Source organism: Pseudomonas sp. UF-293 (assembly GCF_058245595.1).
In genome coordinates this window covers 1-25,979 of the sequence record NZ_JBSICA010000010.1, presented here as the reverse complement: position 1 = coordinate 25,979, position 25,979 = coordinate 1, and the positions used below count along the sequence as shown (strand labels likewise).

The 25,979-nt window shown below is 59.4% G+C and carries 26 protein-coding genes and 1 pseudogene; 9 read left to right on the top strand and 18 right to left on the bottom strand.

Going from position 1 to position 25,979, the window contains the following annotated elements:
• Positions 1-29: 29 nt before the first annotated feature.
• From AC4IHP_RS13300 to AC4IHP_RS13270, 7 genes are all read right to left on the bottom strand, one after another.
• Entirely contained in the window at positions 30-3,671 is a 3,642-nt protein-coding gene (locus AC4IHP_RS13300) for a transporter substrate-binding domain-containing protein (protein ID WP_490831879.1), read from the bottom strand.
• Between the two features lie 8 nt (positions 3,672-3,679).
• Positions 3,680-4,306, bottom strand: coding sequence for a response regulator (locus AC4IHP_RS13295; protein ID WP_460120525.1), 627 nt, complete (start codon positions 4,304-4,306; stop codon positions 3,680-3,682).
• Between the two features lie 393 nt (positions 4,307-4,699).
• Positions 4,700-6,028, bottom strand: coding sequence for a deoxyguanosinetriphosphate triphosphohydrolase (locus AC4IHP_RS13290; protein WP_150742504.1), 1,329 nt, complete (start codon positions 6,026-6,028; stop codon positions 4,700-4,702).
• 69 nt (positions 6,029-6,097) lie between these two features.
• The gene (locus AC4IHP_RS13285) at positions 6,098-7,261 is read right to left on the bottom strand and encodes an EAL domain-containing protein (RefSeq protein WP_490831878.1); all 1,164 of its coding nucleotides are present in this window, start codon (positions 7,259-7,261) and stop codon (positions 6,098-6,100) included.
• Between the two features lie 120 nt (positions 7,262-7,381).
• Complete coding sequence (locus AC4IHP_RS13280; RefSeq protein ID WP_016770844.1) at positions 7,382-7,720, bottom strand: hypothetical protein; 339 nt, start codon at positions 7,718-7,720, stop codon at positions 7,382-7,384.
• Positions 7,717-8,103, bottom strand: a complete 387-nt coding sequence (locus AC4IHP_RS13275; protein ID WP_008079909.1) for a phage holin family protein — start codon at positions 8,101-8,103, stop codon at positions 7,717-7,719. The genes AC4IHP_RS13280 and AC4IHP_RS13275 overlap by 4 nt, the downstream gene beginning before the upstream one ends.
• Before the next feature lie 2 nt (positions 8,104-8,105).
• On the bottom strand, positions 8,106-8,420 hold the full coding sequence (locus tag AC4IHP_RS13270; RefSeq protein WP_490831877.1) for an ElaB/YgaM/YqjD family protein: 315 nt from the start codon (positions 8,418-8,420) through the stop codon (positions 8,106-8,108).
• Positions 8,421-8,720: 300 nt separating this feature from the next.
• On the opposite strand from AC4IHP_RS13270, the gene AC4IHP_RS13265 reads away from it, so the two are divergent.
• Positions 8,721-9,929 carry an ammonium transporter gene (locus tag AC4IHP_RS13265; RefSeq protein ID WP_460120521.1) on the top strand — a complete coding sequence of 403 codons (1,209 nt, stop codon included), beginning with the start codon at positions 8,721-8,723 and terminating at the stop codon, positions 9,927-9,929.
• On the opposite strand, the gene AC4IHP_RS13260 is transcribed toward AC4IHP_RS13265, so the two are convergent.
• Entirely contained in the window at positions 9,926-11,638 is a 1,713-nt protein-coding gene (locus AC4IHP_RS13260) for a cation:proton antiporter (protein ID WP_460120519.1), read from the bottom strand. The genes AC4IHP_RS13265 and AC4IHP_RS13260 overlap by 4 nt on opposite strands.
• A gap of 198 nt (positions 11,639-11,836) precedes the next feature.
• Between AC4IHP_RS13260 and AC4IHP_RS13255 the strand changes: the two genes are divergently transcribed.
• From AC4IHP_RS13255 to AC4IHP_RS13245, 3 genes are all read left to right on the top strand, one after another.
• Positions 11,837-12,073 (top strand): glutaredoxin family protein, encoded by a 237-nt coding sequence (locus AC4IHP_RS13255; RefSeq protein WP_039759867.1) that lies wholly within the window; start codon positions 11,837-11,839, stop codon positions 12,071-12,073.
• A 114-nt stretch (positions 12,074-12,187) separates the two neighbouring features.
• On the top strand, positions 12,188-12,505 hold the full coding sequence (locus AC4IHP_RS13250; RefSeq protein ID WP_016770837.1) for a hypothetical protein: 318 nt from the start codon (positions 12,188-12,190) through the stop codon (positions 12,503-12,505).
• Between the two features lie 70 nt (positions 12,506-12,575).
• The gene (locus AC4IHP_RS13245; protein ID WP_490831876.1) at positions 12,576-13,466 is read left to right on the top strand and encodes a pseudouridine synthase; all 891 of its coding nucleotides are present in this window, start codon (positions 12,576-12,578) and stop codon (positions 13,464-13,466) included.
• Between the two features lie 82 nt (positions 13,467-13,548).
• Here AC4IHP_RS13245 and AC4IHP_RS13240 read toward each other — a convergent pair whose 3' ends face one another.
• The gene (locus AC4IHP_RS13240) at positions 13,549-13,770 is read right to left on the bottom strand and encodes a YgdI/YgdR family lipoprotein (protein ID WP_016770600.1); all 222 of its coding nucleotides are present in this window, start codon (positions 13,768-13,770) and stop codon (positions 13,549-13,551) included.
• A 78-nt stretch (positions 13,771-13,848) separates the two neighbouring features.
• Positions 13,849-14,451, bottom strand: a complete 603-nt coding sequence (mobA, locus tag AC4IHP_RS13235) for a molybdenum cofactor guanylyltransferase MobA (RefSeq protein ID WP_490831875.1) — start codon at positions 14,449-14,451, stop codon at positions 13,849-13,851.
• 81 nt (positions 14,452-14,532) lie between these two features.
• Between mobA and moaB the strand changes: the two genes are divergently transcribed.
• Together moaB and AC4IHP_RS13225 are read left to right on the top strand one after the other, a co-directional pair.
• On the top strand, positions 14,533-15,072 hold the full coding sequence (moaB, locus tag AC4IHP_RS13230) for a molybdenum cofactor biosynthesis protein B (protein ID WP_016770598.1): 540 nt from the start codon (positions 14,533-14,535) through the stop codon (positions 15,070-15,072).
• A complete protein-coding gene (locus AC4IHP_RS13225) occupies positions 15,056-16,282 on the top strand; it encodes a molybdopterin molybdotransferase MoeA (protein WP_490831874.1) in 1,227 nt (408 codons plus the stop codon). Before moaB ends, AC4IHP_RS13225 begins: the two co-directional genes overlap by 17 nt.
• 59 nt (positions 16,283-16,341) lie before the next feature.
• Here AC4IHP_RS13225 and AC4IHP_RS13220 read toward each other — a convergent pair whose 3' ends face one another.
• Complete coding sequence (locus tag AC4IHP_RS13220) at positions 16,342-16,650, bottom strand: hypothetical protein (RefSeq protein WP_460125423.1); 309 nt, start codon at positions 16,648-16,650, stop codon at positions 16,342-16,344.
• A 315-nt stretch (positions 16,651-16,965) separates the two neighbouring features.
• On the opposite strand from AC4IHP_RS13220, the gene yegS reads away from it, so the two are divergent.
• Positions 16,966-17,883 carry a lipid kinase YegS gene (gene yegS, locus AC4IHP_RS13215; protein ID WP_490831873.1) on the top strand — a complete coding sequence of 306 codons (918 nt, stop codon included), beginning with the start codon at positions 16,966-16,968 and terminating at the stop codon, positions 17,881-17,883.
• Here the strand turns inward: yegS and AC4IHP_RS13210 are convergent.
• From AC4IHP_RS13210 to AC4IHP_RS13200, 3 genes are all read right to left on the bottom strand, one after another.
• Positions 17,867-18,526 (bottom strand): response regulator, encoded by a 660-nt coding sequence (locus AC4IHP_RS13210; protein WP_041478445.1) that lies wholly within the window; start codon positions 18,524-18,526, stop codon positions 17,867-17,869. The two genes, yegS and AC4IHP_RS13210, sit on opposite strands and share 17 nt — an antisense overlap.
• Positions 18,523-19,416 carry a sensor histidine kinase gene (locus AC4IHP_RS13205; protein ID WP_490831950.1) on the bottom strand — a complete coding sequence of 298 codons (894 nt, stop codon included), beginning with the start codon at positions 19,414-19,416 and terminating at the stop codon, positions 18,523-18,525. The genes AC4IHP_RS13210 and AC4IHP_RS13205 overlap by 4 nt, the downstream gene beginning before the upstream one ends.
• Before the next feature lie 463 nt (positions 19,417-19,879).
• Positions 19,880-20,350 carry a hypothetical protein gene (locus tag AC4IHP_RS13200; RefSeq protein ID WP_490831949.1) on the bottom strand — a complete coding sequence of 157 codons (471 nt, stop codon included), beginning with the start codon at positions 20,348-20,350 and terminating at the stop codon, positions 19,880-19,882.
• Between the two features lie 454 nt (positions 20,351-20,804).
• On the opposite strand from AC4IHP_RS13200, the gene AC4IHP_RS13195 reads away from it, so the two are divergent.
• Positions 20,805-21,740 carry a chemotaxis protein CheV gene (locus tag AC4IHP_RS13195; protein ID WP_016770829.1) on the top strand — a complete coding sequence of 312 codons (936 nt, stop codon included), beginning with the start codon at positions 20,805-20,807 and terminating at the stop codon, positions 21,738-21,740.
• A 192-nt stretch (positions 21,741-21,932) separates the two neighbouring features.
• Positions 21,933-22,739: an MOSC domain-containing protein gene (locus AC4IHP_RS13190; RefSeq protein WP_490831872.1), complete on the top strand. Its 807-nt coding sequence runs from the start codon at positions 21,933-21,935 to the stop codon at positions 22,737-22,739.
• A 72-nt stretch (positions 22,740-22,811) separates the two neighbouring features.
• Here the strand turns inward: AC4IHP_RS13190 and ppnP are convergent, their stop codons facing one another.
• The 4 genes and pseudogenes from ppnP to AC4IHP_RS13170 all read right to left on the bottom strand — a co-directional run.
• A complete protein-coding gene (gene ppnP / locus AC4IHP_RS13185; RefSeq protein ID WP_490831871.1) occupies positions 22,812-23,096 on the bottom strand; it encodes a pyrimidine/purine nucleoside phosphorylase in 285 nt (94 codons plus the stop codon).
• A 71-nt stretch (positions 23,097-23,167) separates the two neighbouring features.
• Complete coding sequence (locus AC4IHP_RS13180; protein WP_460120500.1) at positions 23,168-23,710, bottom strand: 3'-5' exonuclease; 543 nt, start codon at positions 23,708-23,710, stop codon at positions 23,168-23,170.
• A 70-nt stretch (positions 23,711-23,780) separates the two neighbouring features.
• Entirely contained in the window at positions 23,781-25,742 is a 1,962-nt protein-coding gene (locus AC4IHP_RS13175; protein ID WP_490831870.1) for an acetyl/propionyl/methylcrotonyl-CoA carboxylase subunit alpha, read from the bottom strand.
• Positions 25,702-25,979 (bottom strand): annotated as a pseudogene (locus tag AC4IHP_RS13170) (hypothetical protein); the annotation flags it as partial. The pseudogene AC4IHP_RS13170 and the gene AC4IHP_RS13175, both read right to left, overlap by 41 nt.

The window sequence follows — 25,979 nt, the reverse complement described above, 5'->3', positions numbered from 1 at the left end:
TTAACTCACTGCTCAGCGCCAAAGCATAGTTAAGACTCGCTCAATGTGCCTTGGTCGGCCAGGGTCAATTGATTCTGCAGGGCCTGTTCCAGTTCGAGCATTGCCTGACTGGTTGCCGCCCAGCGGCGGGCTATCTCCTGCGATGCGAAGGCTTGCTGGCAAGCTTCCTCGAGGGCGTCGCAACATTCGATCAACCGTGCGGCCTGGGCGATGCGTGCCGCGCCCTTGATCTTGTGCGCAACCACGGCCAATGCTTCGCGATCATCTTCGGGCGACAGAGTGAGCAGTTCCTCGCGGTCGAGACGGCTGCTTTTAAGCAGTTCCGCGAGCATGCGACGCGTCTGCGCCGGGTTGCCGCCGGTCAGCACGCTCAGACTTTGCAGGTCGAATACCGGCGCGGGGGAGTTCGGTGTGATTTCATCGATCCACTGCCCGAGCAGGGTCAGGCTCAAGGGTTTGAACAGGCAATCGTTCATGCCGGCAAGTTTGCAGCGCTGGATTTCTTCAGGCTGGGCATTGGCGGTGAAGCCCAGCACGGTGCACGGCGGCCGGCGGTTGTGCAGTTCCAGTTGGCGTATCGCGCGGGTCATCTCATAGCCGTTCATCAAAGGCATGTTGCAGTCGACGATCACCAGATCGAAATGCCCTGACTTCCATAGTTCGAGGCCGCTGCAGCCGTCCTCGGCGAGGCTGAAGCGATGACCGAGAAATTCCAGTTGCTGGCACATCAGCAGGCGATTGGCGGGATGATCGTCGACGACCAGTACGTGTAATGGTGTTGTCGCGGTCTTGATCAACGGTTCGCCTTTCTGCGCTTTGATCTTCGCCGGCAGGCTGTCCAGTGGCAGCGACACGCAGACTTGAGTGCCGATGCCGGGCTGGCTGCTCAACTGCAGCTGCCCGCCCATCATTTCGCACAGGTTACGACTGATGACCAGTCCAAGCCCCGCGCCGTTTTTGGCTTGCCGGCTGCCGTTTTCCGCCTGTGCGAAAGGTTCGAACAAACGCTGTTGGTCCTCGGCACTGATACCGGTACCGCTGTCCTGCACGGTCAACTGCATCAAGGTGCGTCCGGGGGCGTCCGGCGTGAGCATTTCCAGGGTAATCCGCACATGCCCGTGTTCGGTGAATTTGATGGCATTGCTGACCAGATTGGACAGCACTTGTTTGAAGCGCAGTGGGTCCAGGTGCACATCTATGGCCGGATCCCGAGGGTTGAAGACAGTTTGCAAGGCGAGATTCTTCTGTCGGGCAAGACCGTCGAAGATGCGCGCAACGGAATTCACCGTGTCGACCAGATTGATCCATTCCGGACACAGGCCAAGGCGCCCCGATTCGATGCGCGCTATGTCGAGAATGTCGCCGATCAACCCCAAGAGGTCCTTGGCCGAATGGTAGGCGGTGTCGATCGACGCGCGATCAGGATGGTGCGGATCGATACGTCTGAGGGTCAGTTCAAGCATCCCGATCACGGCATTCATCGGCGTACGTATTTCATGGCTCATGGTCGCCAGAAATGTACTCTTGGCCCGATTCGCCTCGTCCGCCCGCTCCTTGGCCGCGCGCAGCTCATCGAACAATTGGCGGCGTTCGCTGATGTCGATCCAGCCGCCGATGATGCCTTGGACCGCGCCGCTGGAGTCGCGATAGGGAAGAATCCAGTGATAGATGGTCAGGCGCCGGTTGCCGATATGCAGCGGCCGGTCAAGTATCAACGGATTGCCTTCGGCGATGACTCTCTGGTAATCGGCATGGAATGCCTGGGCTTCGAAGGCATTGCTCAGCGTGCCCTGCATGACACCTTTGCCAATGATGTCCTCGCGCCGGGCATTGAACGCTTCGAGATAACTGTCGTTGCAACTTTGCAGAAGACCCTGCCGGTCACGGACATAGATCGGATGCGGTGTGCCATTGACCAGCGAGCGCATGAATTCCAGTTGGTCGCTCAATGCACGTTCGGCGGCCTGGCGCTGTTTGATCTGATGACGCATGTAGGCATTCCAGGTCAACAGCAATAGCAGTACCAGGGCAGCGGCGGCGACCACTTGATAGAACAGGCGCTGGTAGTTTTGCCAGATGTTTTGCGAGGCAGTGGAATACCCGCGCCAGCGACCGTTGATAACGCCGAGTTCTTCGGGGGCGATGCTCAATAGTGCCTTGTTGATGATCGAGGCCAGTTCAGTATTGTCCCGGGCGGTCGCCAGCGAGAAAGCGGCCTGGTCGGTGCCGATCGTGGTGGTGATCTGCAACGGCCGATCAAAGATGCGCGAAGAGATGAAGTAGTTGGCAATCACCAGCGAATTCACCGCACCCTCGACATGGTTTTCGGCAAGCATCGACACGGCACTGAACGTGTCGGGCGTTTCGATCAGTTCGATGCCCGGAAAATTCTCGTGCAGATAAGCAACCAGAGGATTGCCTTGAGCGATCGCCAGTCGCTTGCCTTTGAGTTGGGCCAGATTGGTCGGACTGTCGGCGCTTTTGCGGGTCAGCAGTACGTAGGAATTTTCCAGATACGGGCGACTGAAACTCAGGTTTTTTTCACGTTCGGCGCTGGGCAGCAGGGCGGCAATCAGATCGGCCTTGTGGTTGTCGATCTGCCTGATCATTTCTGCATCGTTGCGGCTGCGCTGAATTTCGAAACGCAGGCCCGTACGCAAGCGGATCAGCTCGAGCAGGTCGGCACTGATGCCACGGAAATTGCCGGCGCTGTCGAAGAAGGTCAGTGGTGCGTAAGCTTCATTGACCACCACGCTGACGACGGGATGCTGCTTGAGCCAGTTCTCCTCACGATCGGTCAGCTGGAGTTTACTGTCGGTGAGCAGCAGGTCGCTGCCGGCGCTCCAGCGTTTGGCGATGTCATCGCGCTGGCTGCGCGGGATCGCTGCAAGCACTGTGTCGATAATGCCCAATAACTGTGGATTGCCGCGCCGCACTGCGAAGCTGAAGCCATGGGCTTCCTGCTTGCCGAAGTTGGCCATGCGTACATTGTTGAGATAGCCCTTGTTGATCATGTAATGGGTGGAGAGGGTGTCGCCGAGAAACACATCGGCCTGATCGAAGGCCACCGCGTTGATTGCGTTCTGATAGGACGGATAGCAGGTGATCAGCGCCTTGGGATAGATCGCTCTGATCTCGGGCAGCGGCAGGTAGTGATAGACCATGCTCAGGCGCAGGCCTGCCAGACCTTCGGTCAAAGAGCGGGTTTCGTCCTCGCGCGTCACCAGCACCGGCTGATCGACTGCATAGGGAATGGAGAGCGCCAGGTTGGCGTTACCGGCTTCGTATCCATTGGCTGTGCCGAGCAAGTCGACCTGGCCATTGATCAATGCGCTGATTGCGGCGTCGCGTGAGGCAAAGCGTTGCACCCGAACCGGCAAACCGGTGGCCTTGCCGATAATCCCGGCGTAGTCGGCGGTCAGTCCCTCGTACTCCGTACCGCTGACGGTCATGTCGAACGGCGGATAGTCAGGTGCGGAAGTTCCCAGAATCAATTCTTTGCGTGTCTGCAGCCACTGCCGTTGGACCGGCTGCAAGGCAACCGGAATGGCTGCGGTCGCCCGGCTGAGCAAGGCGTAGTCCGCTGATTCGCCCGGCATGGCAGACGCGTTGGCGCTCAGGCACAGACCTGCGCTCAAGGCGATTAGATAGTCCTTCAAACGGCTGGGCATGCGGGGTCTCACACGAGTGCGTTGCGTTTGGCCATTTCGATAAGTTCTACAAGGGACCTGGCCTTGAGTTTTTGCATCAGGCGCTTTTTGTAGGTGCTTACGGTCTTGTTGCTCAGAAACATGCCCTTGGCGATTTCCTTGTTGGTACGTCCCTGGGCAAATAACTGCAACACCATTAATTCGCGATCGTTGACGGCTTTGAATAACTCCAGCTCGGTGTACCTGATATCGTCACTGCGAACCGGATTGAGCGCCTGGCTGGGGAAATAGTTGTAACCGGAAAGTACCGCTTTAATTGCGCTGACCAGTTCGCTCAAATCTTCCTGTTTACAGACATAGCCCGATGCTCCCGATTGCATGCAACGGATGCCGAACAGCGTAGGACACTGTGCGGTCAGAATAAGGATCTTGAAATTCGATCCCATACTATTGAAACGCGCCAGTACTTCCAGGCCGTCCAGCTTGGGGATGCTGATATCGAGAATGACCAGGTCGGGCATGCATTCACGGACCATTTGCATGGCATCAACTCCGTTATCCGTCTCACCGACGACCTTGTAGCCTTCATGTTCCAGCAACATTCGCACGGCGAGACGGATGACCGGGTGATCGTCCACAATAAAAACGGAGTTCATAAATAGAGTCCCATGCAAGCATGAATAAAGCGCGCACCTTAGCTCAGTTGAATGAACACTCGCATGGACTGCCGGGGGCTCCACTACGCTATCGGATTAATCCTACGCATAATGAAGAATCGGACTACGTTGAAATTAGGTTTGACGTAAGGAAGTGCGCGGTCGTTGCTGGCTATTAGCGGAATCTGGTTCCTTGGCTAATATCGATCTCCATTATTTGCATGTGTTTAAAGTTGTGTTTAACCCACGCTGTCTGTTTTATCTGATTACTTGACGATAGCCCGACTGCATCCAGCGAGAGAAAGCACAATCCATTTGAGGTTGGTTCAGTCGGGCCGCAGAACGTCACCGTATTTGGCCGGCCCGATCAGCAGCAGGCCAGATACGGCGCGATCAGTGACTTGAACGCCCGGTCATTTCCAGTGCCATATCACTGGCGTAACTGTCGGTCATGCCGGCGATGAAATCGATCATGCGCAGAAACGAGCTGTGCAGCGAGCCCTGCGGATCCGGCGCATTGTTGCCGAGCAGATCGAGGATGCGCCGACTCTTGAACGACGGCGTGCGGCCGTTGTGTTGTTCCAGTGCGGCGCCGCAGAACGAATTGAGCAGAATCTCCAGCGTGGTATAGGCGCCGATCTCATGCAGCGTCTTGCGTTTGTCCTGGAAGATCTTCTTGCGCGCGATGTCCTTGGCATTCAAGACGCAACGCTTCGCCGGCCCGTGCATGTGTTCGACCAGGTCGCCGTGCAGCGTGCCCGCGAGCAGGGCGTCCTGCTGTTCGACAAATGCCCGCGCTGCCGCGTTGGTCAGGTGCTCGATGGCTTTGCCGCGCAGGATCGCCAGTTTGCGCCGCCGAGAGTCCTGCGGGCCGAGCTGGCGATAGGTCTCCGGCAAGTCATCACCGACCAGACCGAGCAGCAGCGATTCGACTTCGGCGTATTCGAGCAGCTCCATTTCCAGGCCGTCTTCGAGATCGATCAACGCGTAGCAGATGTCATCGGCGGCCTCCATCAGATACACCAGTGGATGGCGTGCCCAGCGCTGATCTTCGAGCTGCGGCAGGCCGAGCTTGTGGGCGATCTGTTCGAGCAACGGCAGTTCGCTCTGGTAGCAACCGAATTTATGTTTCTTGTAGCCAAGAGAGTCAGCGTGGCGCGCGGTCCACGGGTACTTCAGATAGGTGCCCAGGGTTGCGTAGGTCAGGCGCGTGCCGCCATCGAACTGGTGATATTCCAGCTGCGTCAGCACCCGAAAGCCCTGAGCATTGCCTTCGAAATTGAGGAAGTCACCGCGCTCGGCATCGCTCATGCCGTCCAGCCAGCCGCGCCCCGCGGCCTGTTGAAACCAGTGGCGAATGGCGTCTTCGCCGGAATGGCCGAATGGCGGGTTGCCGATGTCATGCGCCAGGCAGGCCGATTGCACGACCATGCCGAGGTCGGCCGGGTCGCACCAGTCTGGCAGCGCGCTGCGCAAGGTTTCACCGACACGCATGCCCAGCGAGCGGCCGACGCAGCTGACTTCCAGCGAGTGGGTCAGGCGGGTGTGAATGTGATCGTTGCTGGTGACCGGATGCACTTGAGTCTTGCGCCCGAGGCGGCGGAAGGCGCCGGAGAAAATGATGCGGTCATGGTCTTTGTGAAAGGGGCTGCGGCCGAGTTCTTGCGGGCTGTGCAGCGGCTTGCCGAGGCGTTCGCGGTTGAGCAGGGTAGGCCAATCCAAGGCTGATTCTCTCCGTCTGGTGACTGATCGCCCTAGCTTCCCGGTTCGGCCCGGCGCCTGCAAGCAGAACTACAGGCCTGCCGCATCGATATCGATCAACAACAGCCGTTCACCGTTATCGAAGAACTGTCCGGCAGTCAGGCAATACTGGTTGCTGGTGGCATCGCGATAGGTGTTGGACAGGGTCAGGCGGCGTTCTTCCCAGCCTTCGGCCAGCAGATGATAGAAGTACGGTCGCCACGACCAGTTGTGCCCCAGATAGCGATCATCGGCGAACCAGCCGTCATGGCGCCATTCCAGGTTGGGCGTCAGCTGCGTGCCGTGCCGATCGCACTGATAAAAGCGCAGCAGCCAGGGAAACGCGTGCAATTGTGGCAACGCACTGAGCGGTGCGCGGGCCTGCGCCCATTGCTGCAGGATCGCCATCAACTCGCTGAGCTGCTGACGCATTTGCATCAGCCGCCCGCGCTCGCTGAGTTTCTGTTTCACGTAGCGTTGCCGCAATTGCGCGAAATGCGCGACGAAGGCATCCGTAGCGAAGAACTCTTCCTGCGCCCGGGCGAAAAGAAATCCCTGTACATAGCGTGAGCCGCATTCCAGCGCGAAATTCAGCTGCGCCTCGGTTTCGACGCCTTCAGCGATGATCCAGCAGCCGGTTTTTTCGGCCATCTGCGCAAGTGCTTTGACCACGTCACTGCTCGGGCCGCCGAGGGCCGCTGCCTGAAACAGACGCATGTCGAGCTTGAGAATGTCCGGTTGCAGGGCCAGCACCCGATCCAGCTGCGAATAGCCGGCGCCGAAATCATCGATGGCGATTCTTGCTCCAGCCTCGCGGTAGCGCCCGACCACGTGGGCCAGGCGTTCACTGTTACCACCCAGTTCGGTGATCTCGAAAACGATGCGCTGCGGATCAACCTCGTGTCGCGCCAATTGCTTGAGACTTGGCAGCGCTTGGTCGCTGCGCAGGCGGCTGATCCAGCGTGGCGACATGTTCAGGCTGAGAAACCAGTCCGCTGGGGCTTCATGCAGACGACTGAGGGCGTGGTCACGGATCTGTCGATCGAGACGGCGCAAGGCGGTGGCCGGGGTCCGTGGGTCGGCGAACAATGGCCCGACCGAGGTCAGTTGGCCATCGCTCTGGCGCAAGCGACCGAGTGCTTCGACACCAGCAATGCGGCCGGTGGCGGTATCGATGAAAGGCTGAAAACAGGCGAGCGGTTGCCCGTCGATCACGGCAAGTCCTTAATCTTGTTTTTGGTTTGGCCGCGTTTGCCGGATAGGCACGCGGGATTGAATCTCCCGATAAGGAGATTCATCCCGGCGCTATTGCAAGAATGTAGCCAGATGGGCGCTTCAGCGTTTGCCCGAGCTGTGCATGACCAGTCTGATCAGCGGTCCAAGCGTCGTGCCCAGCCGCAGCAGTCGCGTCAAACCGCCACCACTGCTGCGTTTCGAGCCTTTGCCAGTGAGGAAACCCAGCAGCGTTACCGCCGCCACGCCCCACAACGGCGCGTGCTTGATGCCGAAACCGTCCTGCACGTTCTGCTTCATGCCGCGCATGCGCTGCAACGGTTGCAGCACTTGCGCGGTTTCGTGACGGATTTCCTGACGGTGCATTTCCATGCGCAGGCGGATCAGAGCCTTGCGCATTTCCCGACGCGAGCTGTTGTGTGGAAGTTCAGGCAGGCTCATGGCAACAGGCGCTCCCGGTCGTTGGCCAGCTCTTCGAGCGTGCCGTGGAAAGGCGAGGACTCATCGAAAATCGCCGCTTTGAGGCGCAGGCCACAGAAGATCGACGCCAGCGTATAAAACACGCACAGGCCGATGATCGCTGCCAGGCGGTAAGTGTCCCAGAAGATGATCATCACCAGCGTCGACAGGCCTACGAGCAACAGCAAGGCAAACACCAGCGCCAGGCCGGCGAACAGCAACAGGCTGACGGTGCGTGATTTCTGCTCCTGCAATTCGATGCCGAACAACTCGACATGGCTGTGCAGCAGGCCCAGAACGGCAGCGCCGAGGCGACGCGTGGAGGAGGCAGTGCCCGCAGTCGGGCCGGATTCACCGATCGACATGATCAGCGCCGAGTGGCCAGCAGGCCGATCAGAAAGCCGACGCCGGCAGCGATGCCCACCGACTGCCATGGGTTGGCCGACATATAATCTTCAGTGGCGGTGACCGCCGCCTGACCGCGTTCGCGCAGCGTGTCTTCAGTCACTTTCAGGGTTTCCCGGGCGCGCAGCAGGCTGTCATGAATCTGTGCTCGCAGCTCATCGGCCTGATCACCAGCGAGGGTCTTGGTGTGCTCGAGCAAGCGCTCGGTATCGGCGACCAGAGTCTGGAAGTCGTTCATCAGGATTTCTTGAGCAGTCTTTGCCTTGATGCTGGCCATTGGTGGATCTCCGTAGGTGGCTTTGAAGCGTTCGAGTATGAGCCTTGCGCGAAGGTTCAGTGCAAATGCCTGGTACAACTTTTGCTGTGTCGTGGTGCGTCGCCCGGGATGTGTGCGCTGTTGCCGGGCGTCCCAGCAGAAAAACTCTAATTCATTTGCCCGTGGTTCGTGACCGGACATCGATATATGCGCCAAATCAGTTCATCAACCCTGCCGTTGCATGACTGGTGAGTCTTGATTTGGTGCATGAAATGCCCGCATGAACCGCTTTGGTGCCTTTTAGCTTGGGTCTGCCTCCTCATGGAAAATCTGCAAAGCGCTGTGGATACACTGGTTCACAGCTCCAATACATTGTTCATCCTGATCGGTGCGGTGATGGTACTGGCGATGCACGCCGGTTTCGCCTTTCTGGAAGTCGGCACGGTCCGGCAGAAGAACCAGGTTAATGCACTGGCGAAAATCCTCAGCGACTTCGCCGTCTCGACCCTGGCCTATTTCTTTATAGGCTATTGGATCTCCTATGGCGTCACCTTCATGCAACCGGCGGCGGTGCTCACGGCTGACCATGGCTATGGACTGGTGAAGTTTTTCTTTCTGCTGACTTTCGCTGCCGCGATCCCGGCGATCATTTCCGGCGGCATTGCCGAACGCGCGCGTTTTGTCCCGCAGTTGTGCGCGACGGCGCTGATCGTGGCGTTTATCTATCCGTTTTTCGAAGGGCTGATCTGGAACGGCAACTTCGGCTTGCAAGGCTGGCTGACGGCGCAGTTTGGCGCGGCATTCCATGATTTCGCCGGCTCGGTGGTGGTGCATGCCATGGGCGGTTGGCTGGCGTTGGCCGCAGTGCTGTTGCTCGGCCCGCGCAACGGGCGCTATCGCGATGGACGTCTGGTCGCGTTTGCGCCGTCGAGCATTCCGTTTCTGGCACTGGGCTCGTGGATCCTGATTGTCGGCTGGTTCGGCTTCAACGTGATGAGCGCGCAGACGCTGCAAGGTGTCAGTGGCCTGGTCGCGGTCAACTCGCTGATGGCCATGGTTGGCGGTACCGTCGCGGCGTTGATCGTCGGGCGCAATGACCCGGGCTTTCTGCACAACGGCCCGCTGGCCGGTCTGGTGGCGATCTGCGCGGGATCCGATCTGATGCATCCGGTCGGTGCGCTGGTGACAGGGGCAATTGCCGGGGCCTTGTTCGTTTGGTGCTTTACCGCTGCGCAAGTCAAATGGCGCATCGACGATGTGCTGGGTGTCTGGCCGTTGCATGGCTTGTGTGGCGTATGGGGCGGGATTGCCTGCGGCATCTTCGGCCAGACCGCGCTGGGTGGCCTGGGCGGCGTCAGCCTGATCAGCCAGTTGATCGGCACTGCGCTCGGCGTTGTGGTGGCGCTGGTTGGCGGCTTTGTCGTCTACGGCGCGATCAAGGCATTGCATGGGCTGCGCCTGAGTCAGGAACAAGAGTATTACGGCGCCGACCTGTCGCTGCACAAGATCGGCGCGGTGAGTCAGGACTAGATTTCCTCATCATTGGCTCCGGGATAGAAACCGTGGAGCAGGCGATAGCGATCGATGCGCACTTGATCGACCTTCTCCTGCACTTTGTGCGCGGGCAAGCCGAGCATGATCAGCGCGTGTGAAGCGAGCATCAGGCTCGACTCCAGAAGCTCCGGCACCACCTCGGTGGCGCCGGCGGCTCGCAACTCGGCCGATTGGCTGTCATCACGGGTGCGCACCAGAATCGGCACTTGTTGATTGAGCCGGCGGGCTTCACGAAGAATGCGCAACGCCACATCGCTTTGATCCACGGCAATCACCAAAAGCCTGGCGCGCAACAGGCCCACGGCAGTCAGCAGCTCGCCGCGCGCCGAGTCGCCGTAATGCACGTCGCTTTCCCCGGACGCGGCTTCCTGCACCCGCACCGGGTCGTTGTCCAGCGCGACATAGGCTTGGCCAGCGTTGCCCATGAAACGACCGATGGACTGGCCGACGCGACCGTAGCCGCAGATCACCACATGCTGATCGAGGTCGGCGTTGAGCGCGCTGATCTGCTCGATCTGCGCCTCCTGATTAGGCTTGCGATGCAGCACGGCGGCAATGCGCGGCGCCGCACGCAAAAGCAGTGGCGTGAGCAGCATCGAACAGAACGTCGCCGCGAGCAGCAGGGCGCCCGGTTCGGCCGGCAACAGGCTGTTCTGCTGCATCTGCGCCATCAGCGCAAAGCAGAATTCGCCGCCCTGCGCCAACGCCAGACCGCTGCGCCATGCGGTTTCGCTGTCACTGCCGCGCCATTTCACCAGCAGCGCCACGACGATGCCTTTGATCAGCATCAGGCCGAGGGTCAGGGCGACGATCAAAAGGCTGTGGCTGACGAACAATTGCAGGTCGATCAGCATGCCGATGCTGACGAAGAACACCCCAAGCAGGATGTCGCGGAACGGCCGGATGTCGGCCTCGATCTGGTGCCTGTAGTGGCTTTCCCCGAGCAGCATACCGGCGAGAAAAGCGCCGAGGGCAGGCGAAAGGCCCAACAGGTGTGTGAGCCAGGCAGTCAGCAGCACGATCACCAGCGCCAACAGGACGAACAGCTCGGGCGAGCGCGAGGCCGCCACTTCGTGAAACAGTCGTGGCAGCAACCAGCGGCTGGCAAGCAGCAGGCCGAAGAACAGCAGCACGGTTTTCCCCAGCGTCAACGGCAAGGCCCAGTACCAGGCCTGCTCGCTGGTGCCGGCGAACACGGGGACCAGCGTCAGCAGCAACACCGCGACCACGTCCTGAAACAGCAGTACGCCGACCGCATTCTGGCCGTGGCTGCTGAACACCTCACCGAGACTGCCCAGCTCCTTGGTTACAATCGCCGTGGATGACAACGATAACCCGGCACCGAGCAACAGTGCCGGCATCAGCGGCATGCCCAGCGCGATCAACAGTGTGCCGAGCAACGCTGTGCTGAGCAGCACTTGCTGACTGCCGAGGCGAAACACCACCTGACGCAGCGCAATCATCTTTGACAGGGAAAATTCCAGGCCCAGCGAGAACAGCAGAAACACCACGCCCAGTTCGGCGACATCCGGCAGATGTTCGCTCTCGTTGACCCAGTCGAAAGCGTTCGGCCCGACCAGCAATCCCACGCACAGGTAACCCAGCACCGGTGGTAGTCGCAGGCGCCGGAACAGGGCAATCACCACCAGGGATGAGGCGAGGATGATCAACAGATTTGCAAACACGGGACACTCCGCTGTCAGGGCGTTGGCCTCTGAAGCGTAGAGGCAAAAAGTCAGCGAGGATGGCGCAATTGCAATCTGCGCCGAATGATTTGCGTCAGGATTTTGCGCCGGGAGTGCTGGGCCCTTTGGGCGGCGCTGGGTCGACGAGGGTTTGGTGGCGTCCTAGAATGGGCTCACTTGTTTTCCGGTAATGCCGCCATGCCTCCAGAATGTCAGCTGTTCGGCACCCTCGGGTGCCATCTGTGTGAAGTCGCTGAAGCCGAACTGATGCCCTTCGTCGAGCATGGTTTGCTGGTGGAACTGGTGGACATTGCCGAAGACGAATCGTGGTTTGAAAAATACAGCCTGCGCATTCCGGTACTGCGGCGCATCGACACTGGCGCGGAGCTGGACTGGCCTTTCAGTGCCGACCAGGTGGTGGCGTTTTTAGGTTGATGGGGTTGTGCCTGGATGCCTCCGCTGGTCGCGGCAACCCATCCTTGCGTTGGCGCTCGCTGGTTTCTTCGGTTACTGTATGTCCATACAGCAATCGAGTCAGAGGGATTAACCGTGGTCAATGTCGAACAGTTGAAGAGCAGCGTTAACCGGATGTCGGTCGACGTGGTGCGCGAGGCCGTCCTCGAATTGCGCCTGGACGGGCTGGTCACGGAAGGCAAGACGCCGTTCAACAAGCTGCATTTCAATACCTGCTTTGCCGAGATCGAAGCGTTGTTTCAGCGCGCCGGTTATCACAAGCAGCTGGATGTCGTGGGTTATCAGGGTTTGCTGTACGCCTTGTACGATCCGGGTCGTTGGGAGGCGGTCGATGTGTTGCGCTGGCTGAAGGAGTTCACCGAAGCGGCGGCCCTCAAATCGATTCCGGCCTGATCAAACTGCGCTAGGTGGCTTTGCCTCACTGTTGGATAATGCCGGCCTGCATTGAGGACTTCTGTTTCGTATGACCAGCCCCGTATTTTCCGCTGCGCACAATCAGGCCAGCACGTTGTACTTGCCGCCCGGTTCCTGGCTGACGGTATTCGATTGCCTTTGCGAGCACTTCAGTGCCATCGGGCGGGAGCAATGGCTCGACCGGATTGTTCGCGGCCGGGTGCTGGATGCGCAGGGCCAGCCGATTGCGCTGGACTTGCCGTACAAGGAAGGTTTGCGCATTCATTACTTTCGCGAAGTGCCGGACGAGAAGCCGATTCCGGTGGTCGAATCGATTCTTTATGCCGATGAGCATTTGGTGGTGGCCGACAAGCCACATTTCCTGCCGGTGACGCCGGCAGGGGAGTATGTCGAACAAACCCTGCTGCGGCGGCTCATCCGTCGGCTGGACAATCCGCATCTGGTGCCGCTGCACCGCATCGATCGGCACACCGCAGGGCTGGTGATCTTCTCGGCCAATCCGCAGACCCGCTCGGCCTATCAGTCATTGTTTCCAACCCGGCAGATCGACAAGCGCTACGAAGCGATTGCCCCGGCGCTGCCCGAGCTTAATTTCCCTTTGGTGCACAAGAGCCGCCTGGTTGATGGCGAGCCGTTCTTCCGCATGCAAGAAGGGCCCGGCGCCAGCAACACCGAAACGGCGGTGGAGGTGCGTGAGAAAAATGGTGATCTGTGGCGCTATGGCCTGTATCCCATGACGGGCAAGAAACATCAGTTGCGTGTGCACATGACGTCGCTGGGAGCGAGTATTTGCAACGATCCGTTTTATCCGACCGTATTGAAAGATGTCCTGGACGACTACACCAATCCGTTGAAGCTGCTCGCCCAAGGGCTGCGCTTCGTTGATCCGGTGACGGGCGAGGCACGAGAGTTCGAGAGTCAAATCACTTTGCAGTGGTGAAGCTGAACCCGCTTTTCGAGCGCCCATGAAAAAGCCCGCATGACAATGCGGGCTTTTCTGTATCCGGTATCGACGCGGAGCCTTACAGCTCTTTAACGGTACGAACCTGATCCTTGTTGATGCGGGTCTCTTTGCCGTCCAGCTGCTGGAACTCGTAGAAGCCCGAATCATCATCGTATTTCGGGGTGTCGACGGCCTGGATTTCGCGACCGTCATTCAAGGTGATCACTGTCGGCGAGGAGCAACCGGCGAGGGTTGCCAGGCCCAGTGCGAGCATGAAAGTGGCGAGGGTCCGTTGAGTCATGAGTGTGTCTCCGAATGGGAAATCTTCTGGTTACTGAGCTTGAGACGTAAACAAGGCTTGAGAGTTCCTTGGATAATGTCAGTCTGACACAGTGTTGTGCAGATGTAACAAATCGGGGGTGTTGAGGTTGGCCAGTCGCGGGTCGTTTTCAGGGCATTGCAATGCGATGGCGTCGAGACTGCGCATCACCCGACCAGGGCTGCGCTCGCCTGCATTCCAGGCTGCTTCGAATGCGCGCAACAGCGCCACGGGGATCACGCACAGCAGTGGTTCCCAATGCTCGCCGTGGCGCAGCATTAAAGGTTTTTCACGTTGCTGGTCGGCAGTAATCAACATGTCTTCCAGCAACGCCTTGTCGATTCGCGGCACATCACACGGCAACACCAGCAAGTGCGCATGGCGCGCCGCTTTCAGTCCTGCACGAATACCGGCCAGCGGCCCCGGAAAGTCGCCCTCGTCATCCATGACCAGTTGATCGGCAAACGTGGCATAACGCTCGCGATTGCGGTTGCACGAGATGATGAGATCGTCGGTCAGCGGCCGTACCTTGCGCTGCAGATGCGCTATCAACGGCTCGCCGTGCCACTCGATGAGCCCTTTGTCCTGACCGCCCATGCGTTGGCCGCGTCCACCGGCCAAAAGCAGGACGGAGCAGGGTGGCAACGGGCTGTTCAAGGGCATGACGACTCTCCAGAGGGGCGGCAGAAAAATGAGCCGCTGTGATATAACACCGGGCTGTTTCCCCTACAACTGGAAGAGCCTATGAAAGCCAAGGCTGATGTACCTTTCGTGCCGCTCAATATTGCGGTGCTGACTGTCAGCGACACCCGGACCCTGGAAACCGATACCTCCGGTCAGGTCTTCGTCGATCGCTTGATCGCGGCCGGCCATGCGCTCGCCGAGCGGGTTCTGCTTAAAGATGATCTGTATAAAATTCGCGCGCAAGTCGCCAACTGGATTGCCGACGATGTGGTTCAGGTCGTGCTGATCACCGGCGGCACCGGCTTCACCGGGCGTGACAGCACACCGGAAGCGGTGGCGTGCCTGCTCGACAAACAGGTCGACGGATTCGGCGAATTGTTCCGCCAGATCTCCGTGGCCGATATCGGCACTTCAACCGTGCAGTCCCGTGCCCTGGCAGGTCTGGCCAACGGCACGCTGGTGTGCTGCCTGCCGGGTTCGACCAATGCGGTACGCACCGGCTGGGATGGCATCCTCGCAGAGCAACTCGACGCCCGTCATCGACCGTGCAACTTCGTCACCCATCTGAAGCAGGCGGCACCTTGTGAATCCCGTGGGTAAGCCGGGCAAGACCGGCAGCTTGCTGCCCGTCGAAACGGCGCTGGAGCGCTTGCTGGCAATGGCTGATGCGTCGCGGATTGTCGAGCGCGAGCACTTGCCGCTGGCTCAAGTCGAAGGGCGGGTGCTGGCTGAAGATCTGATTTCGACACTGGATCTGCCGCCATGGCCCAACAGTGCCATGGACGGCTATGCCTTGAACCTGGCTGACTGGAAAGGTGAGCCGATGCCGGTCAGCCAGAAAGTGTTTGCCGGGCAGTCGCCGCAACCGTTGGAGCCCGGCACTTGCGCACGCATCTTCACCGGGGCGCCGCTGCCGCCGGGCGCCGACTGTGTCGAGATGCAGGAAAACGCCGACGTTCAGGCCGATCAAAGCGTGCGTTTTCTCGAGCCTTTGAAAGCTGGACAGAACATTCGTCCGCAAGGCCAGGAAACCACCGTCGGCGAACTGGTTCTGCAGGCAGGCACCCGATTGGGGCCGATCGAGCAGGGCCTGGCTGCATCATTGGGCTGCGCCGGGCTCAACGTCGTGCGCAAGCCACGCGTGGCTGTTTTGTCCACCGGAGACGAGCTGGTTGAACCCGGTCAGGCATTGGGGCCGGGCCAGATCTACAACAGCAACCGAGTGCTTTTGTGCAGTTGGCTGCTGCGTCTGGGTTGTGAAGTCATCGATGGCGGAATCCTTCCGGATGATCTTCCCGCCACGCGGGCCCGGCTGGGCGAGCTACAGAATGTCGATCTGATTCTGTCCACCGGCGGTGTCTCGGTCGGTGAAGCGGATTTCCTTGGCATTGCCTTGCGTGAAGAAGGCGAGTTGGCCTTGTGGAAACTCGCCATCAAGCCGGGGAAACCGTTGACGTTCGGCCATTTCCGCAACGTGCCGGTGATCGGCCTGCCCGGAAATCCCGCGTCGACGCTGGTGACGTTCGCCTTGCTCGCGCGCCCATATCTGTTGCGACGCCTGGGTGTGCAAGACGTCGAACCGCTCAAGTTCGCGGTGCCTGCAGGTTTTGTCTGGCCGATGGCCGGCAACCGACGTGAATATCTGCGCGGGCGTCTGGAGCAAGGGCGAGCAATCATTTATCGCAACCAGAGCTCGGGTGTGCTGCGTAGCGCGGCGTGGGCCGACGGATTGGTGGAAGTCCGAGAGGGCCGTACGCTGAGCGAGGGTGATGAAGTGAACTTCATTGCGCTCAGTGAGCTCCTGGGCTGACTGGACTTGCCTGTGCACGCGTCGGCTGGTGTGCGCGGCGCGTGCAACGATTGATCCGGTCAGTTGCTGATCAGTGACACCAACTGGTCGAATCGGCTGTTGGCCACCCATCCCAGCAGTCCCAGGATGACAGCAGTTGCACCCGCCGAATACGCGAGACGATGTTTTATCGTCCGCACATCATTGAGTACTTCGTCCATGTCGCGGCGGATGTATTTGAAGTGGGTTTCCAGCTCGCTGACGCGGGGTTCCATATCAAACTCTCCACTGGTCTTGGCGCTGTTACAGAATTCTGGTTTTTTGCTGGCACGGCTTTCGGCGAGAGCGGCGACCGGACTCACCGGTGCCTTGGTTTCATTGCTGCGCATGGAAGTACCCGCTGATCGTATCAACTGCATGCCTGCTGGTTTGTCCATTGCTCGATTCATGAAAATAAATCGGGGGGTATCCGTTCATTACCGGCACATCCTTGTGTTATTGGGTTGAAGGTCGATGCTGCCGGCATACGGTGACCCAAGGGGCGGGCGGGGTCAATTAAGCCGATTCCTCTTGTTTCGTAAGAAAAAATACCGCCGTGTAGGACGCCAGTTGTTGGAAGAGGAATTAATTGCCAGCTCCATGGCTTTTTTAAGGCGCACAGTGGTCAAGATGTTTCAATCGATTTCAATTCTTGGAGTGACGTTATGAGTGAACGCCGGGCACTGCTGATCCTGCATGGCAAACAGGCACTCAACGAGGATGTCCGCACCGCCGTCGAAGCCAGGCGCGAGCAAGGCTGGGAGCTGGCCGTCCGAGTGACCTGGGAGGCCGGTGACGCTCAGCGTCTGGTCGAAGAGGCGCTGGCAGCGGGTTACACGAAGATCATTGCCGGCGGCGGCGACGGCACCTTGCGCGATATTGCCGAAGCGCTGGCTCAGCATCCGCAAAAAGCCAGTCTTGTCCTGCTACCGTTGGGCACTGCCAACGATTTCTCCCGCGCCGCCGGTATTTCGCTGGAGCCTGCGCAGGCGCTGGATTTGCTCGACGTCGAGCCTTCGGATATCGATCTGGGCGAAGTGGGCCGACAGATTTTCCTGAACATGGCCACGGGCGGATTCGGCAGCCAGGTCACTGCCAATACGTCGGAAGACCTGAAAAAGGTCTTGGGTGGCGCTGCGTACCTGTTCACCGGCCTGACCCGGTTCAGTGAGCTGCACGCCGCTTACGGCGAGTTGCAGGGGCCGGATTTCCATTGGCAGGGTGAGCTGCTGGCGCTGGGCATCGGCAACGGTCGACAGGCGGGCGGTGGTCATGTGCTGTGTCCGGATGCGCAAGTCAACGACGGTCTGCTCGACGTCAGCATTCTGCCGGCACCGCAGGAGCTGGTCGGCACGCTGAAGAATCTGCTGAGCGAGGGCTTCGGCCTCGATAACATGTTTGTGCGGGCTCGCTTGCCGTGGGTCGAGATCAAGGTTGCCGAAGGGTTGAGCATCAATCTCGATGGCGAGCCGCTGGAAGGCGACAGTCTGCGTTTTGTCGCCAAACCTGCCGCGTTGCAGGTGCACCTGCCGAAGGACTCGCCGTTATTGGGCCAGCAAGCGGCGATCAGTCATCCAGGCTGATGATCTGCTCACGTACGGCGAACAGTACCAGACCGGCCACGTCGTAGATTTGCAGGCGCTTCATGATCTGCGCGCGATGGGTTTCCACGGTCTTGACGCTCAGGCCCAGACCGTTGGCGATTTCCCGTGTGGACTTGCCTCGTACGATCAGCCTGAGGATCTCTAACTGGCGCGCCGTCAAATTGTGCGAGTCGGCGATGTCCGGCTGGCTTTTCTGGTTACGGGTCAGCGCCTGGTTGATCACGGTATGAGCAATGGCCGGGCTAAGGTAGCGTTCGTTGTTGCGCAGGGCCTCCAGCGCGTGCTCGAGCTCGGTGGCCGTGGTGTCCTTGAGCAGGTAGCCGTGGGCGCCGGACTCCAGTGCCTGCATGATCAGTGCCGGATCGGTGTGCATCGACAGGATCAGAACCTTGCTCTGCGGGCGCACGCGCTTGAGGCGTTGCAGCGCTTCCAGACCACCGGTTTCTCTCATGGAGATGTCCAGCAATACGATGTCCGGGCTCAGTTGCTCGACCATTTCAAGCAATTGCGAACCATCACTGGCTTCGCCGATTACCGCGTAACCGGGAATATCCAGTACCAGAGCGCGCACGCCGGCTCTGATCAGCGAGTGGTCATCCACCAGAAGTAAGTTACAAGTCAACGCATAACCTTATTCGTACTGGCCCGTTCGAGCGACCGAGGCGCCCATGGGAAAAGTGCTTCGATTCTTGTGCCTTTGCCCGGCTCGCTTATAACACTCAATGTGCCGCCCAACTGTTCGATGCGCTCGGCCATTCCGGCCATGCCGCGTTGGCCTTCTCTGGCCGGATCGGCTGCCGGGGTGAAACCGAGACCGTCATCGCTGATCAACAAAGTCAGACCTTGCGGCAGACGCTGTACCTGAATCAACAGGTTTTTCGCCTGTGCGTGCCGCAGGATGTTGGTTACGGCTTCCTGAGCGATGCGAAACGCCGCGACGGCCATTTCCTCGGGAATGCCATTGAGCCGTTGCTGACAGTCGAGGCTCCAGTTCACCGGCGTGTTGGCGAGGGTCTTGAGCAAGTGTGCACGCAGGCTGGCTTCAAGGCCCAGGCTGGTCAATTGGCGCGGATTGAGAATGGCCGAGACGTCACGCACTTTGTTCAGGGTTTCATCCAGCGTGTCGCAAAGTATTGTGCACTGCTCCTGGAGTTCTGCCGGCAGGCGACGTTTGAGCCAGTCGCTTTGCAGCTTGGCGGCGGTCAACAATTGTCCGATATCGTCGTGCAATTCACGGCTGAGGCGATGGCGCTCATTTTCCTGCACTTGCAACAGACGGTCAGCCAGCTCTTGCGGCTGAAACTTGATCGACTTGCGCGACAAGCGATATTGCACCCAGACGCAAGCGGTGGCGGCGACGTCGAGAGCCAACAACCCCAGCGGAATGCGCGCGGAGAAAATATAAGCCAACAGGCTGCCCAGGGTCGCCAGAACACACATGACTAGTGTGAAGCGTCGGGCATTTTCCCGCGAGGGTGGCCATGTGGTGAGTGACTTGAGACTGGCGTACATAACGGATGGAGCCAATGGATGTTCGCTGCGGGCAGACCGGCCGGTGGCTGGCGGATCTCTGTGTGGAAATACTGTCAATTATGTTATTGATTCAAACCGCATTCATTAAGCAATCATTGACTGGCAATAATATTGTCAAGCAAACGCTGGAATCACTGTGCCATTAACCGGCGGGCCATTAACCGGCGGCATAATACCACTTAACATACCGTTGGTCGCGATCGCTATATATGTCCATTCAGTCAGGAAATACTGGATCGTGGACGCAAGTTCCATATTGGAAAAAGTTGGAGTTGCTGTATTTGGGTCACTTCGATGTGCCGGGAAGTGTCGCTGGGTACACACAGGGAAAACCCTGATGGGGGCACTTGCAAATTAACCGTTGGTCGGGCTGATTATTTCACCCGGATTGTCGCTGGTGGGTAAGAACTATTCATTTACGACAATATCGTCGCCTGTGTCATCAAGCCTGGCGCACCGTGAGAGAGGCTGAGAGCAAACGTTTGCTGCTCATTTTCGGCTCAAATGTGTCCTGGCCCATTTGTGCCGCGAAGGCTTCGAGCAGATCAGTCTGTTCACTTTCATCAAGGCTCAACTGCCCGGTCTTGTGATCGACCAGCTCAAGCTGCCAGGCCATCAGGGTCAAGCAGTCGCGAAGCGCATCGAGGGCCTGTTCGTGCAGATCGACGTGGTCCTGCTTCAAATTGAGCAGACTGTAGATATGCAGGGAAAACTCGGAGATTGCTTCCAGTGCCAACGCTTCGGCGCGGCCTGCCAACTTCAGCAGAGTGCCGAGCATACAGTCGATGGCGTCCTTGTCATTGCTGATCAGTTGCAGATGGCTCAGGCATTCTTCGGACTTGGCGAGAAGCGTTTCGGCCTCGACCAGAAATTCGGGGAAGCGTTGCGCCCAGTCTTTACGGTCGATTGGCATGTTCATCTCCACCACGTCGTGTTGGTTGACGGATGGCCGGGTGTGGCGACGATCGTGAATCGTCGGCAGATCGCGCCCGGCGGTGCAGGTGCACAGACCGAGAGGTTCCAGAGGGTGGGTTGCCACTGAATTGCGATCGCACACAATAGCCTGACTCCGTTCATGCAATGAGAATGGCGTCACAGTAATGGCTATTGGAAATGGCGAATATCAGGTTGGGCCTGATTGATCCTAGGGGAATCCCTTAGGCGCGGGAACCTAACGTGCAAACCGAGGTCGCGCCGCAATGAATCTAGCAGATGAAATCACGATTGCCAGTAAAGCATGATGTCAGTGTGACATCAATGGCCGTTTATGGCATTTTTAGCGGCGCGCTTTACAGCAATCAAGATTAGCTGAATGCAGCCGATAAACCCCCATAGTGAATTCATCAGAACAAGCCCAGGAGTCATTGATGGCCGGCATTCTCGACACGGTAGACCAACGCACGCAACTGGTGGGTGAGAATCGCCTGGAAATCCTCATGTTTCGCCTGGCCGGACGCCAGCTGTTCGCGATCAACGTGTTCAAGGTTCAGGAAGTGCTGCAACTGCCAAAGCTGACCCTGATGCCGCAGCGTCATCCCTTTGTTTGCGGCGTGGTCAATCTGCGCGGCCAGACATTGCCGGTGATCGACCTGTCCCAGGCAATCGGCATGCGCCCACTGGTGCCGGGGCCGAACAGCACGATCATCGTCACCGAATACAACCGTTCGGTGCAGGCCTTCCTCGTTGGCGGTGTCGACCGCATCGTCAACATGAACTGGGAAGCCATTCTGCCGCCGCCGACCAGTGCCGGCCGTCAGCATTATCTGACCGCGATCAGCAAGGTCGACGATCAACTGGTCGAGATCATCGACGTCGAGAAAGTCCTCGCTGAAATTGTCCCGTACAACGCCAAGGTCTCGCGCGAGAAGCTCGACGACCCGGTACTGGAGCGCGCCCGTGGCCGCGAAGTGTTGCTGGTGGACGACTCCAACGTAGCGCTTTCGCAATTGCGCGATACCCTCGGCCAGCTCGGGGTGAAAATGCACATTGCCAGTGATGGTCTGAAAGCCTTGAACATGCTCAAGGCCTGGGCCGATACCGGCGTGCACATGACTGACAAACTGCTGATGATCTTCACCGACGCGGAAATGCCGGAAATGGACGGCTATCGCCTGACCACGGAGATCCGCAACGATCCGCGCCTGCGCGGCCTTTACGTCGTGCTGCACACCTCGTTGTCCGGCAGTTTCAACGACTCGATGGTGAAGAAGGTCGGCTGCGACAACTTCCTCTCCAAATTCCAGCCGGACAAACTGGTCGACGTGGTGCGCCAGCGTCTGATGCTCGACGCCGTGCCGGCCTGAAGCACGCACATCTTGCTTCCTGTGGGAGCGAGCCTGCTCGCGAAAGCGCAGGATCGGACACATTGATGGTGAATGTGTCGGCCTGTTCGCGAGCTGGCTCGCTCTCACAGAAGTGTTTTTACATTAATGACGGCTTTGATTCGGTATTGAAGCTCGTATAGGGTGGCGTTTTTCCCTCCAAGGAAGCTGGCCATGCTGCGTCTGAGCGCGCTTTATCGTTACCCGTTGAAATCCGGCAAGGGCGAAATCCTGCAAAGCATCGAGCTGGACAAGCTCGGGCTGGCGGGCGACCGACGCTGGATGCTGGTGGACGAGGCCAGCGGGCGCTTTCTGACCCAGCGTGCCGAAGCGAAGATGAGTCAGTTGTCGGCATTATGGAATGCCGGCGGCGGTCTGACCCTCAGCGCTCCCGCACAGGGCTCTATCGAAGTCGCGCTACCGGCTGCCGACGCCGAGCTGCGTGGTGTGACGATCTGGCGCGACACCCTGCGTGTGCCGGACGCCGGTGATCTAGCCGCGCGTTTTGTCAGCGACTTCCTCGGCAAGCCGACACGCCTGGTGCAAATGCCGCTCGAGCGGGCGCGCACCACGCAGTCGGGTTTCGGCAAGGATGACGATCAAGTGGCGTTCGCCGACGGTTATCCATTACTGCTGATCGGCGAAGCCTCGCGGCTGGCGCTCTCGGAAACGGTAGGGCGAGAGCTGGAGATGCTGCGCTTCCGTCCGAATCTGGTCATCGAAGGCAGCGCGCCTTACGCCGAGGACAACTGGAAACGTATTCGCATCGGGGAAATCGAATTCCGTGTGGTCAAGCCGTGTGCGCGTTGCATCATGACCACTGTTGACCCGCAAACCGGTGAGCGCAGTGCTGATCGTGAACCGTTCGCGACGTTGCAGAAACTTCGCAGCACCGCTGACGGCGCGATGTTCGGGCAGAATCTGGTCAACGACGGCAACGGCCGCCTGGAAGTCGGCATGCCGGTGGAAATCCTCGAATAGGTTGTCGCTCAAACGAAAAATGCCCGGGTCTTTTGGACACGGGCATTTTTTTGCGCTGTGAAAACTGCGGGATCAGCCGCGGTATTCGCACAGGTAAGCAGTATCGACGGCGACTTTCAGCTGGAATTTGCTGTTGGCCGGAACGTTGAACTGGCTGCCGGCGGCGAAGGTTTCCCAGTCGTTGCTGTCTGGCAGTTTTACGCTCAGCGCGCCGGAAACCACGTGCATGATCTCGCGCTGGCTGGTACCGAATTCGTATTCGCCCGGGGCCATGACGCCAATGGTCGCCGGACCTTCGGCGGTGCCAAAGGCGATCGACTTGACGGTGCCGTCGAAGTACTCGTTGACTTTAAACATGGGCGGATTCCTCGAAAAGGGCTTAAAAGGGGGCGGCCAGTATGCACAAGGCTTTTCGCGCCGTCACGCGCCTAAAGTGGCAGGACCAGCGGTAATAATCGTGCGGTGTTGCGGGCATCTTCCAGCGCGCGATGTTGTTGGCCGTTGAACTGCATGCCCGCCAGTTGCAACGCGCCGTTGAGGCCCAGCGGTCGCTCCAGGCGCCGGGCTTTGGCGAAGCGCTGTTTGAGGTTCATGTGCTGCACTTTGCTCAGGCCACTGTTGATGTTCAGGCGCTGCCATTCCTGCAGCAACTGCTGGCGGTCATAGCCGCCCCAACTGGCCCAGCCTTCAAGGCGAGCCTGATGCTGCGCCAGCCAGCGCTCAAAGGCTGGCCAGACCTCGCTCAGCGGTTGTGCCGAATCGATGTTGGCTTGAGTGATGTGCGTCAGCTCCCGACAGAATGACGTCAGCAATGGACGGCGGGTCGGTTTGACGAAGCGCTGGAAGTGATCCTGCTCGCGCCCGGCACGGTCGACCAGGGTCGCACCGATCTCGATAATTTCCATTTCCGTGACCGGCCAGCCACCCTCGTCTGTGGTGGCTTCCAGATCTATGACCAGCCAATGGGGCATCGCAGGGTTCCTGATTTCCGCGTTCTGATTTATCAGAGCGTAGTCAAACCCCGCGCTTGTGTCCGGGCGACTACTCGACCTGCAACAGAACCTGACGATTTTTTACCTGATCGCCAACCTTCACTTGCACCCTTTTGAGCACGCCATCAATGCCGGCCTTCAACGGATGCTCCATTTTCATCGCCTCGAGCACCACCAGCAATTGACCCTTGCTGACCGTACTGCCTTCGCTGACCAGCACGTCGACAATGGCGCCGTCCATCGGAGCTTTCAGGGTGCCGGAGGCGACGCTGGTCTGACTGCCGATCGGCGCATGAGTTCGATCCTCCAGGCGCAGGCTGCCCGGTTGGGTGAACAGCCACAGTTGCCGATCGTGCAGACGGTAGGCGTGGCGCTGGCGCAGGCCGTCGACCTCCATGGTCACCGATTGGGCGGTGTGCTCGATGATTTCCAACTCCAGCGTGCGATCGCCGACCTGCACGACATATTTACCGGTTTTGCGCGCCAGCACCGACAGCGTCCAGTCCTGTTCGTCGCTGCCCAGCCGATAGTGCAGCGGCACGCTGGCGTTGTTGCGCCAACCATTCAGAGGGGCGCGATGGGGCAGGGCGCTCGCCTGATAGAACAACACCACGGCAATCGCCAGTTGCGCCGTGGTCGGCACATAAGTGTTGAGGCTGGCATGGCTGGAGAAATGTTGCTGGATGAACGCTGTGCTGAAGTCGCCGCTGATGAACTGCGGATGTTGCAGCAGGCCTTCGAGCAAGCGCTGATTGCTCTGCACGCCAAGCAGCACGGTGTCCTGCACCGCACGCAACAGCTTGCGCCGCGCCTCTTCACGAGTAGCACCGTGGGCGATCAGTTTGCCCAGCATCGGATCGTAGAACGGGCTGACCAACTGACCTTCAAACAGGCCGTGATCAATCCGCGCGCCGTGCGCCAGCGCTGGCTGCCATGCGGCAACCCGGCCGGTTTGCGGGAGAAAATCCGCTGCGGGATCCTCAGCGTAGAGGCGCACTTCCATGGCATGACCGTCAAGGCGGATTTGCTCCTGGGTCAGTGGCAGCGGCTGGCCTTCGGCGACCAGCAACTGCCAGGCGACGAGGTCTTGCCCAGTGATCATTTCCGTCACCGGATGTTCGACCTGCAGACGGGTGTTCATCTCCAGAAAATAGAACTGCCCGCGCGCGTCGAGCAGAAACTCCACGGTGCCGGCGCCGACATAATCCACCGCGCGCCCAGCCTTGAGCGCCGCCTCACCCATGGCCTGACGCAGCTCGGCGGTCATCACCGGGCACGGTGCTTCTTCGATGACTTTCTGATGGCGGCGCTGGATCGAGCAATCGCGTTCGCCGAGATAGACCAGATTGCCGTGCTGGTCGCCGAACAGCTGCACTTCGACGTGGCGCGGTTCGATCAGCGCCTGTTCGAGGATCAGCTCGTCACTGCCGAAACCGTTCATTGCTTCGGACCGCGCGGTGCGCAGTTGCGCCGCCAGTTCGCTGGCCTCGTGCACCAGGCGCATGCCGCGTCCACCGCCACCGGCGCTGGCCTTGATCATCAGCGGATAACCGATGCGCTCGGCTTCGGCCAATAGGGTCGCGTCGTCCTGCGCTGCGCCTTGATAGCCGGCAATGCATGGAACCCCGGCGTCAAGCATGGCGATCTTCGATAGACGTTTGCTGCCCATCAGCTCGATGGCTTCGACACTGGGGCCGATGAAGATCAGCCCGGCTGCGGCGCAAGCGCGGGCGAAATCGGCGTTTTCCGAGAGGAAGCCGTAGCCGGGGTGAATGGCGTCGGCACCGCTGCGGCGGGCGGCGTCGAGAATCGCCGGAATGTTGAGGTAGGACTGTTGCACTGGTGCCGGGCCGATGTGCACGGCTTGGTCGGCCATTTGCACGTGCAGCGCACCGGCGTCGGCGTCGCTGAAAACGGCGACGGTGCGATAACCCAGCGCCTGGGCCGTGCGCTGGATGCGGCAGGCGATTTCACCGCGGTTGGCGATCAGGATTTTCTGAATGGCTGGCATGGTGGGGTTCCTGAGGTTTTTGCGGTGGGTTGGATGGCCTCTTCGCGAGCAAGCCCGCTCCCACACTTGGAATCATTTCGACCCGGGATTTGTGGATGGCGGGCATGGTGGGTTCCTGAGGTTTTTGCGGTGGGTTGGATGGCCTCTTCGCGAGCAGGCTCGCTCCCACACTTGGAATCATTTCGACCCGGGATTTGTGGATGGCGGGCATGGTGGGTTCCTGAGGTTTTTGCGGTG

Excerpts from the sequence above, each read along its gene's own strand:
- AC4IHP_RS13300 (WP_490831879.1), bottom strand. The coding sequence starts at position 3,671 with ATGCCCAGCCGTTTGAAGGACTATCTAATCGCCTTGAGCGCAGGTCTG.
- AC4IHP_RS13295 (WP_460120525.1), bottom strand. The coding sequence starts at position 4,306 with ATGAACTCCGTTTTTATTGTGGACGATCACCCGGTCATCCGTCTCGCC.
- AC4IHP_RS13280 (WP_016770844.1), bottom strand. The coding sequence starts at position 7,720 with ATGAGCCTGCCTGAACTTCCACACAACAGCTCGCGTCGGGAAATGCGC.
- AC4IHP_RS13275 (WP_008079909.1), bottom strand. The coding sequence starts at position 8,103 with ATGTCGATCGGTGAATCCGGCCCGACTGCGGGCACTGCCTCCTCCACG.
- AC4IHP_RS13270 (WP_490831877.1), bottom strand. The coding sequence starts at position 8,420 with ATGGCCAGCATCAAGGCAAAGACTGCTCAAGAAATCCTGATGAACGAC.
- AC4IHP_RS13265 (WP_460120521.1), top strand. The coding sequence starts at position 8,721 with ATGGAAAATCTGCAAAGCGCTGTGGATACACTGGTTCACAGCTCCAAT.
- AC4IHP_RS13255 (WP_039759867.1), top strand. The coding sequence starts at position 11,837 with ATGCCTCCAGAATGTCAGCTGTTCGGCACCCTCGGGTGCCATCTGTGT.
- AC4IHP_RS13245 (WP_490831876.1), top strand. The coding sequence starts at position 12,576 with ATGACCAGCCCCGTATTTTCCGCTGCGCACAATCAGGCCAGCACGTTG.
- AC4IHP_RS13240 (WP_016770600.1), bottom strand. The coding sequence starts at position 13,770 with ATGACTCAACGGACCCTCGCCACTTTCATGCTCGCACTGGGCCTGGCA.
- mobA (WP_490831875.1), bottom strand. The coding sequence starts at position 14,451 with ATGCCCTTGAACAGCCCGTTGCCACCCTGCTCCGTCCTGCTTTTGGCC.
- moaB (WP_016770598.1), top strand. The coding sequence starts at position 14,533 with ATGAAAGCCAAGGCTGATGTACCTTTCGTGCCGCTCAATATTGCGGTG.
- AC4IHP_RS13220 (WP_460125423.1), bottom strand. The coding sequence starts at position 16,650 with ATGCGCAGCAATGAAACCAAGGCACCGGTGAGTCCGGTCGCCGCTCTC.
- yegS (WP_490831873.1), top strand. The coding sequence starts at position 16,966 with ATGAGTGAACGCCGGGCACTGCTGATCCTGCATGGCAAACAGGCACTC.
- AC4IHP_RS13205 (WP_490831950.1), bottom strand. The coding sequence starts at position 19,416 with ATGTACGCCAGTCTCAAGTCACTCACCACATGGCCACCCTCGCGGGAA.
- AC4IHP_RS13200 (WP_490831949.1), bottom strand. The coding sequence starts at position 20,350 with ATGCCAATCGACCGTAAAGACTGGGCGCAACGCTTCCCCGAATTTCTG.
- AC4IHP_RS13195 (WP_016770829.1), top strand. The coding sequence starts at position 20,805 with ATGGCCGGCATTCTCGACACGGTAGACCAACGCACGCAACTGGTGGGT.
- AC4IHP_RS13190 (WP_490831872.1), top strand. The coding sequence starts at position 21,933 with ATGCTGCGTCTGAGCGCGCTTTATCGTTACCCGTTGAAATCCGGCAAG.
- ppnP (WP_490831871.1), bottom strand. The coding sequence starts at position 23,096 with ATGTTTAAAGTCAACGAGTACTTCGACGGCACCGTCAAGTCGATCGCC.
- AC4IHP_RS13180 (WP_460120500.1), bottom strand. The coding sequence starts at position 23,710 with ATGCCCCATTGGCTGGTCATAGATCTGGAAGCCACCACAGACGAGGGT.
- AC4IHP_RS13175 (WP_490831870.1), bottom strand. The coding sequence starts at position 25,742 with ATGCCAGCCATTCAGAAAATCCTGATCGCCAACCGCGGTGAAATCGCC.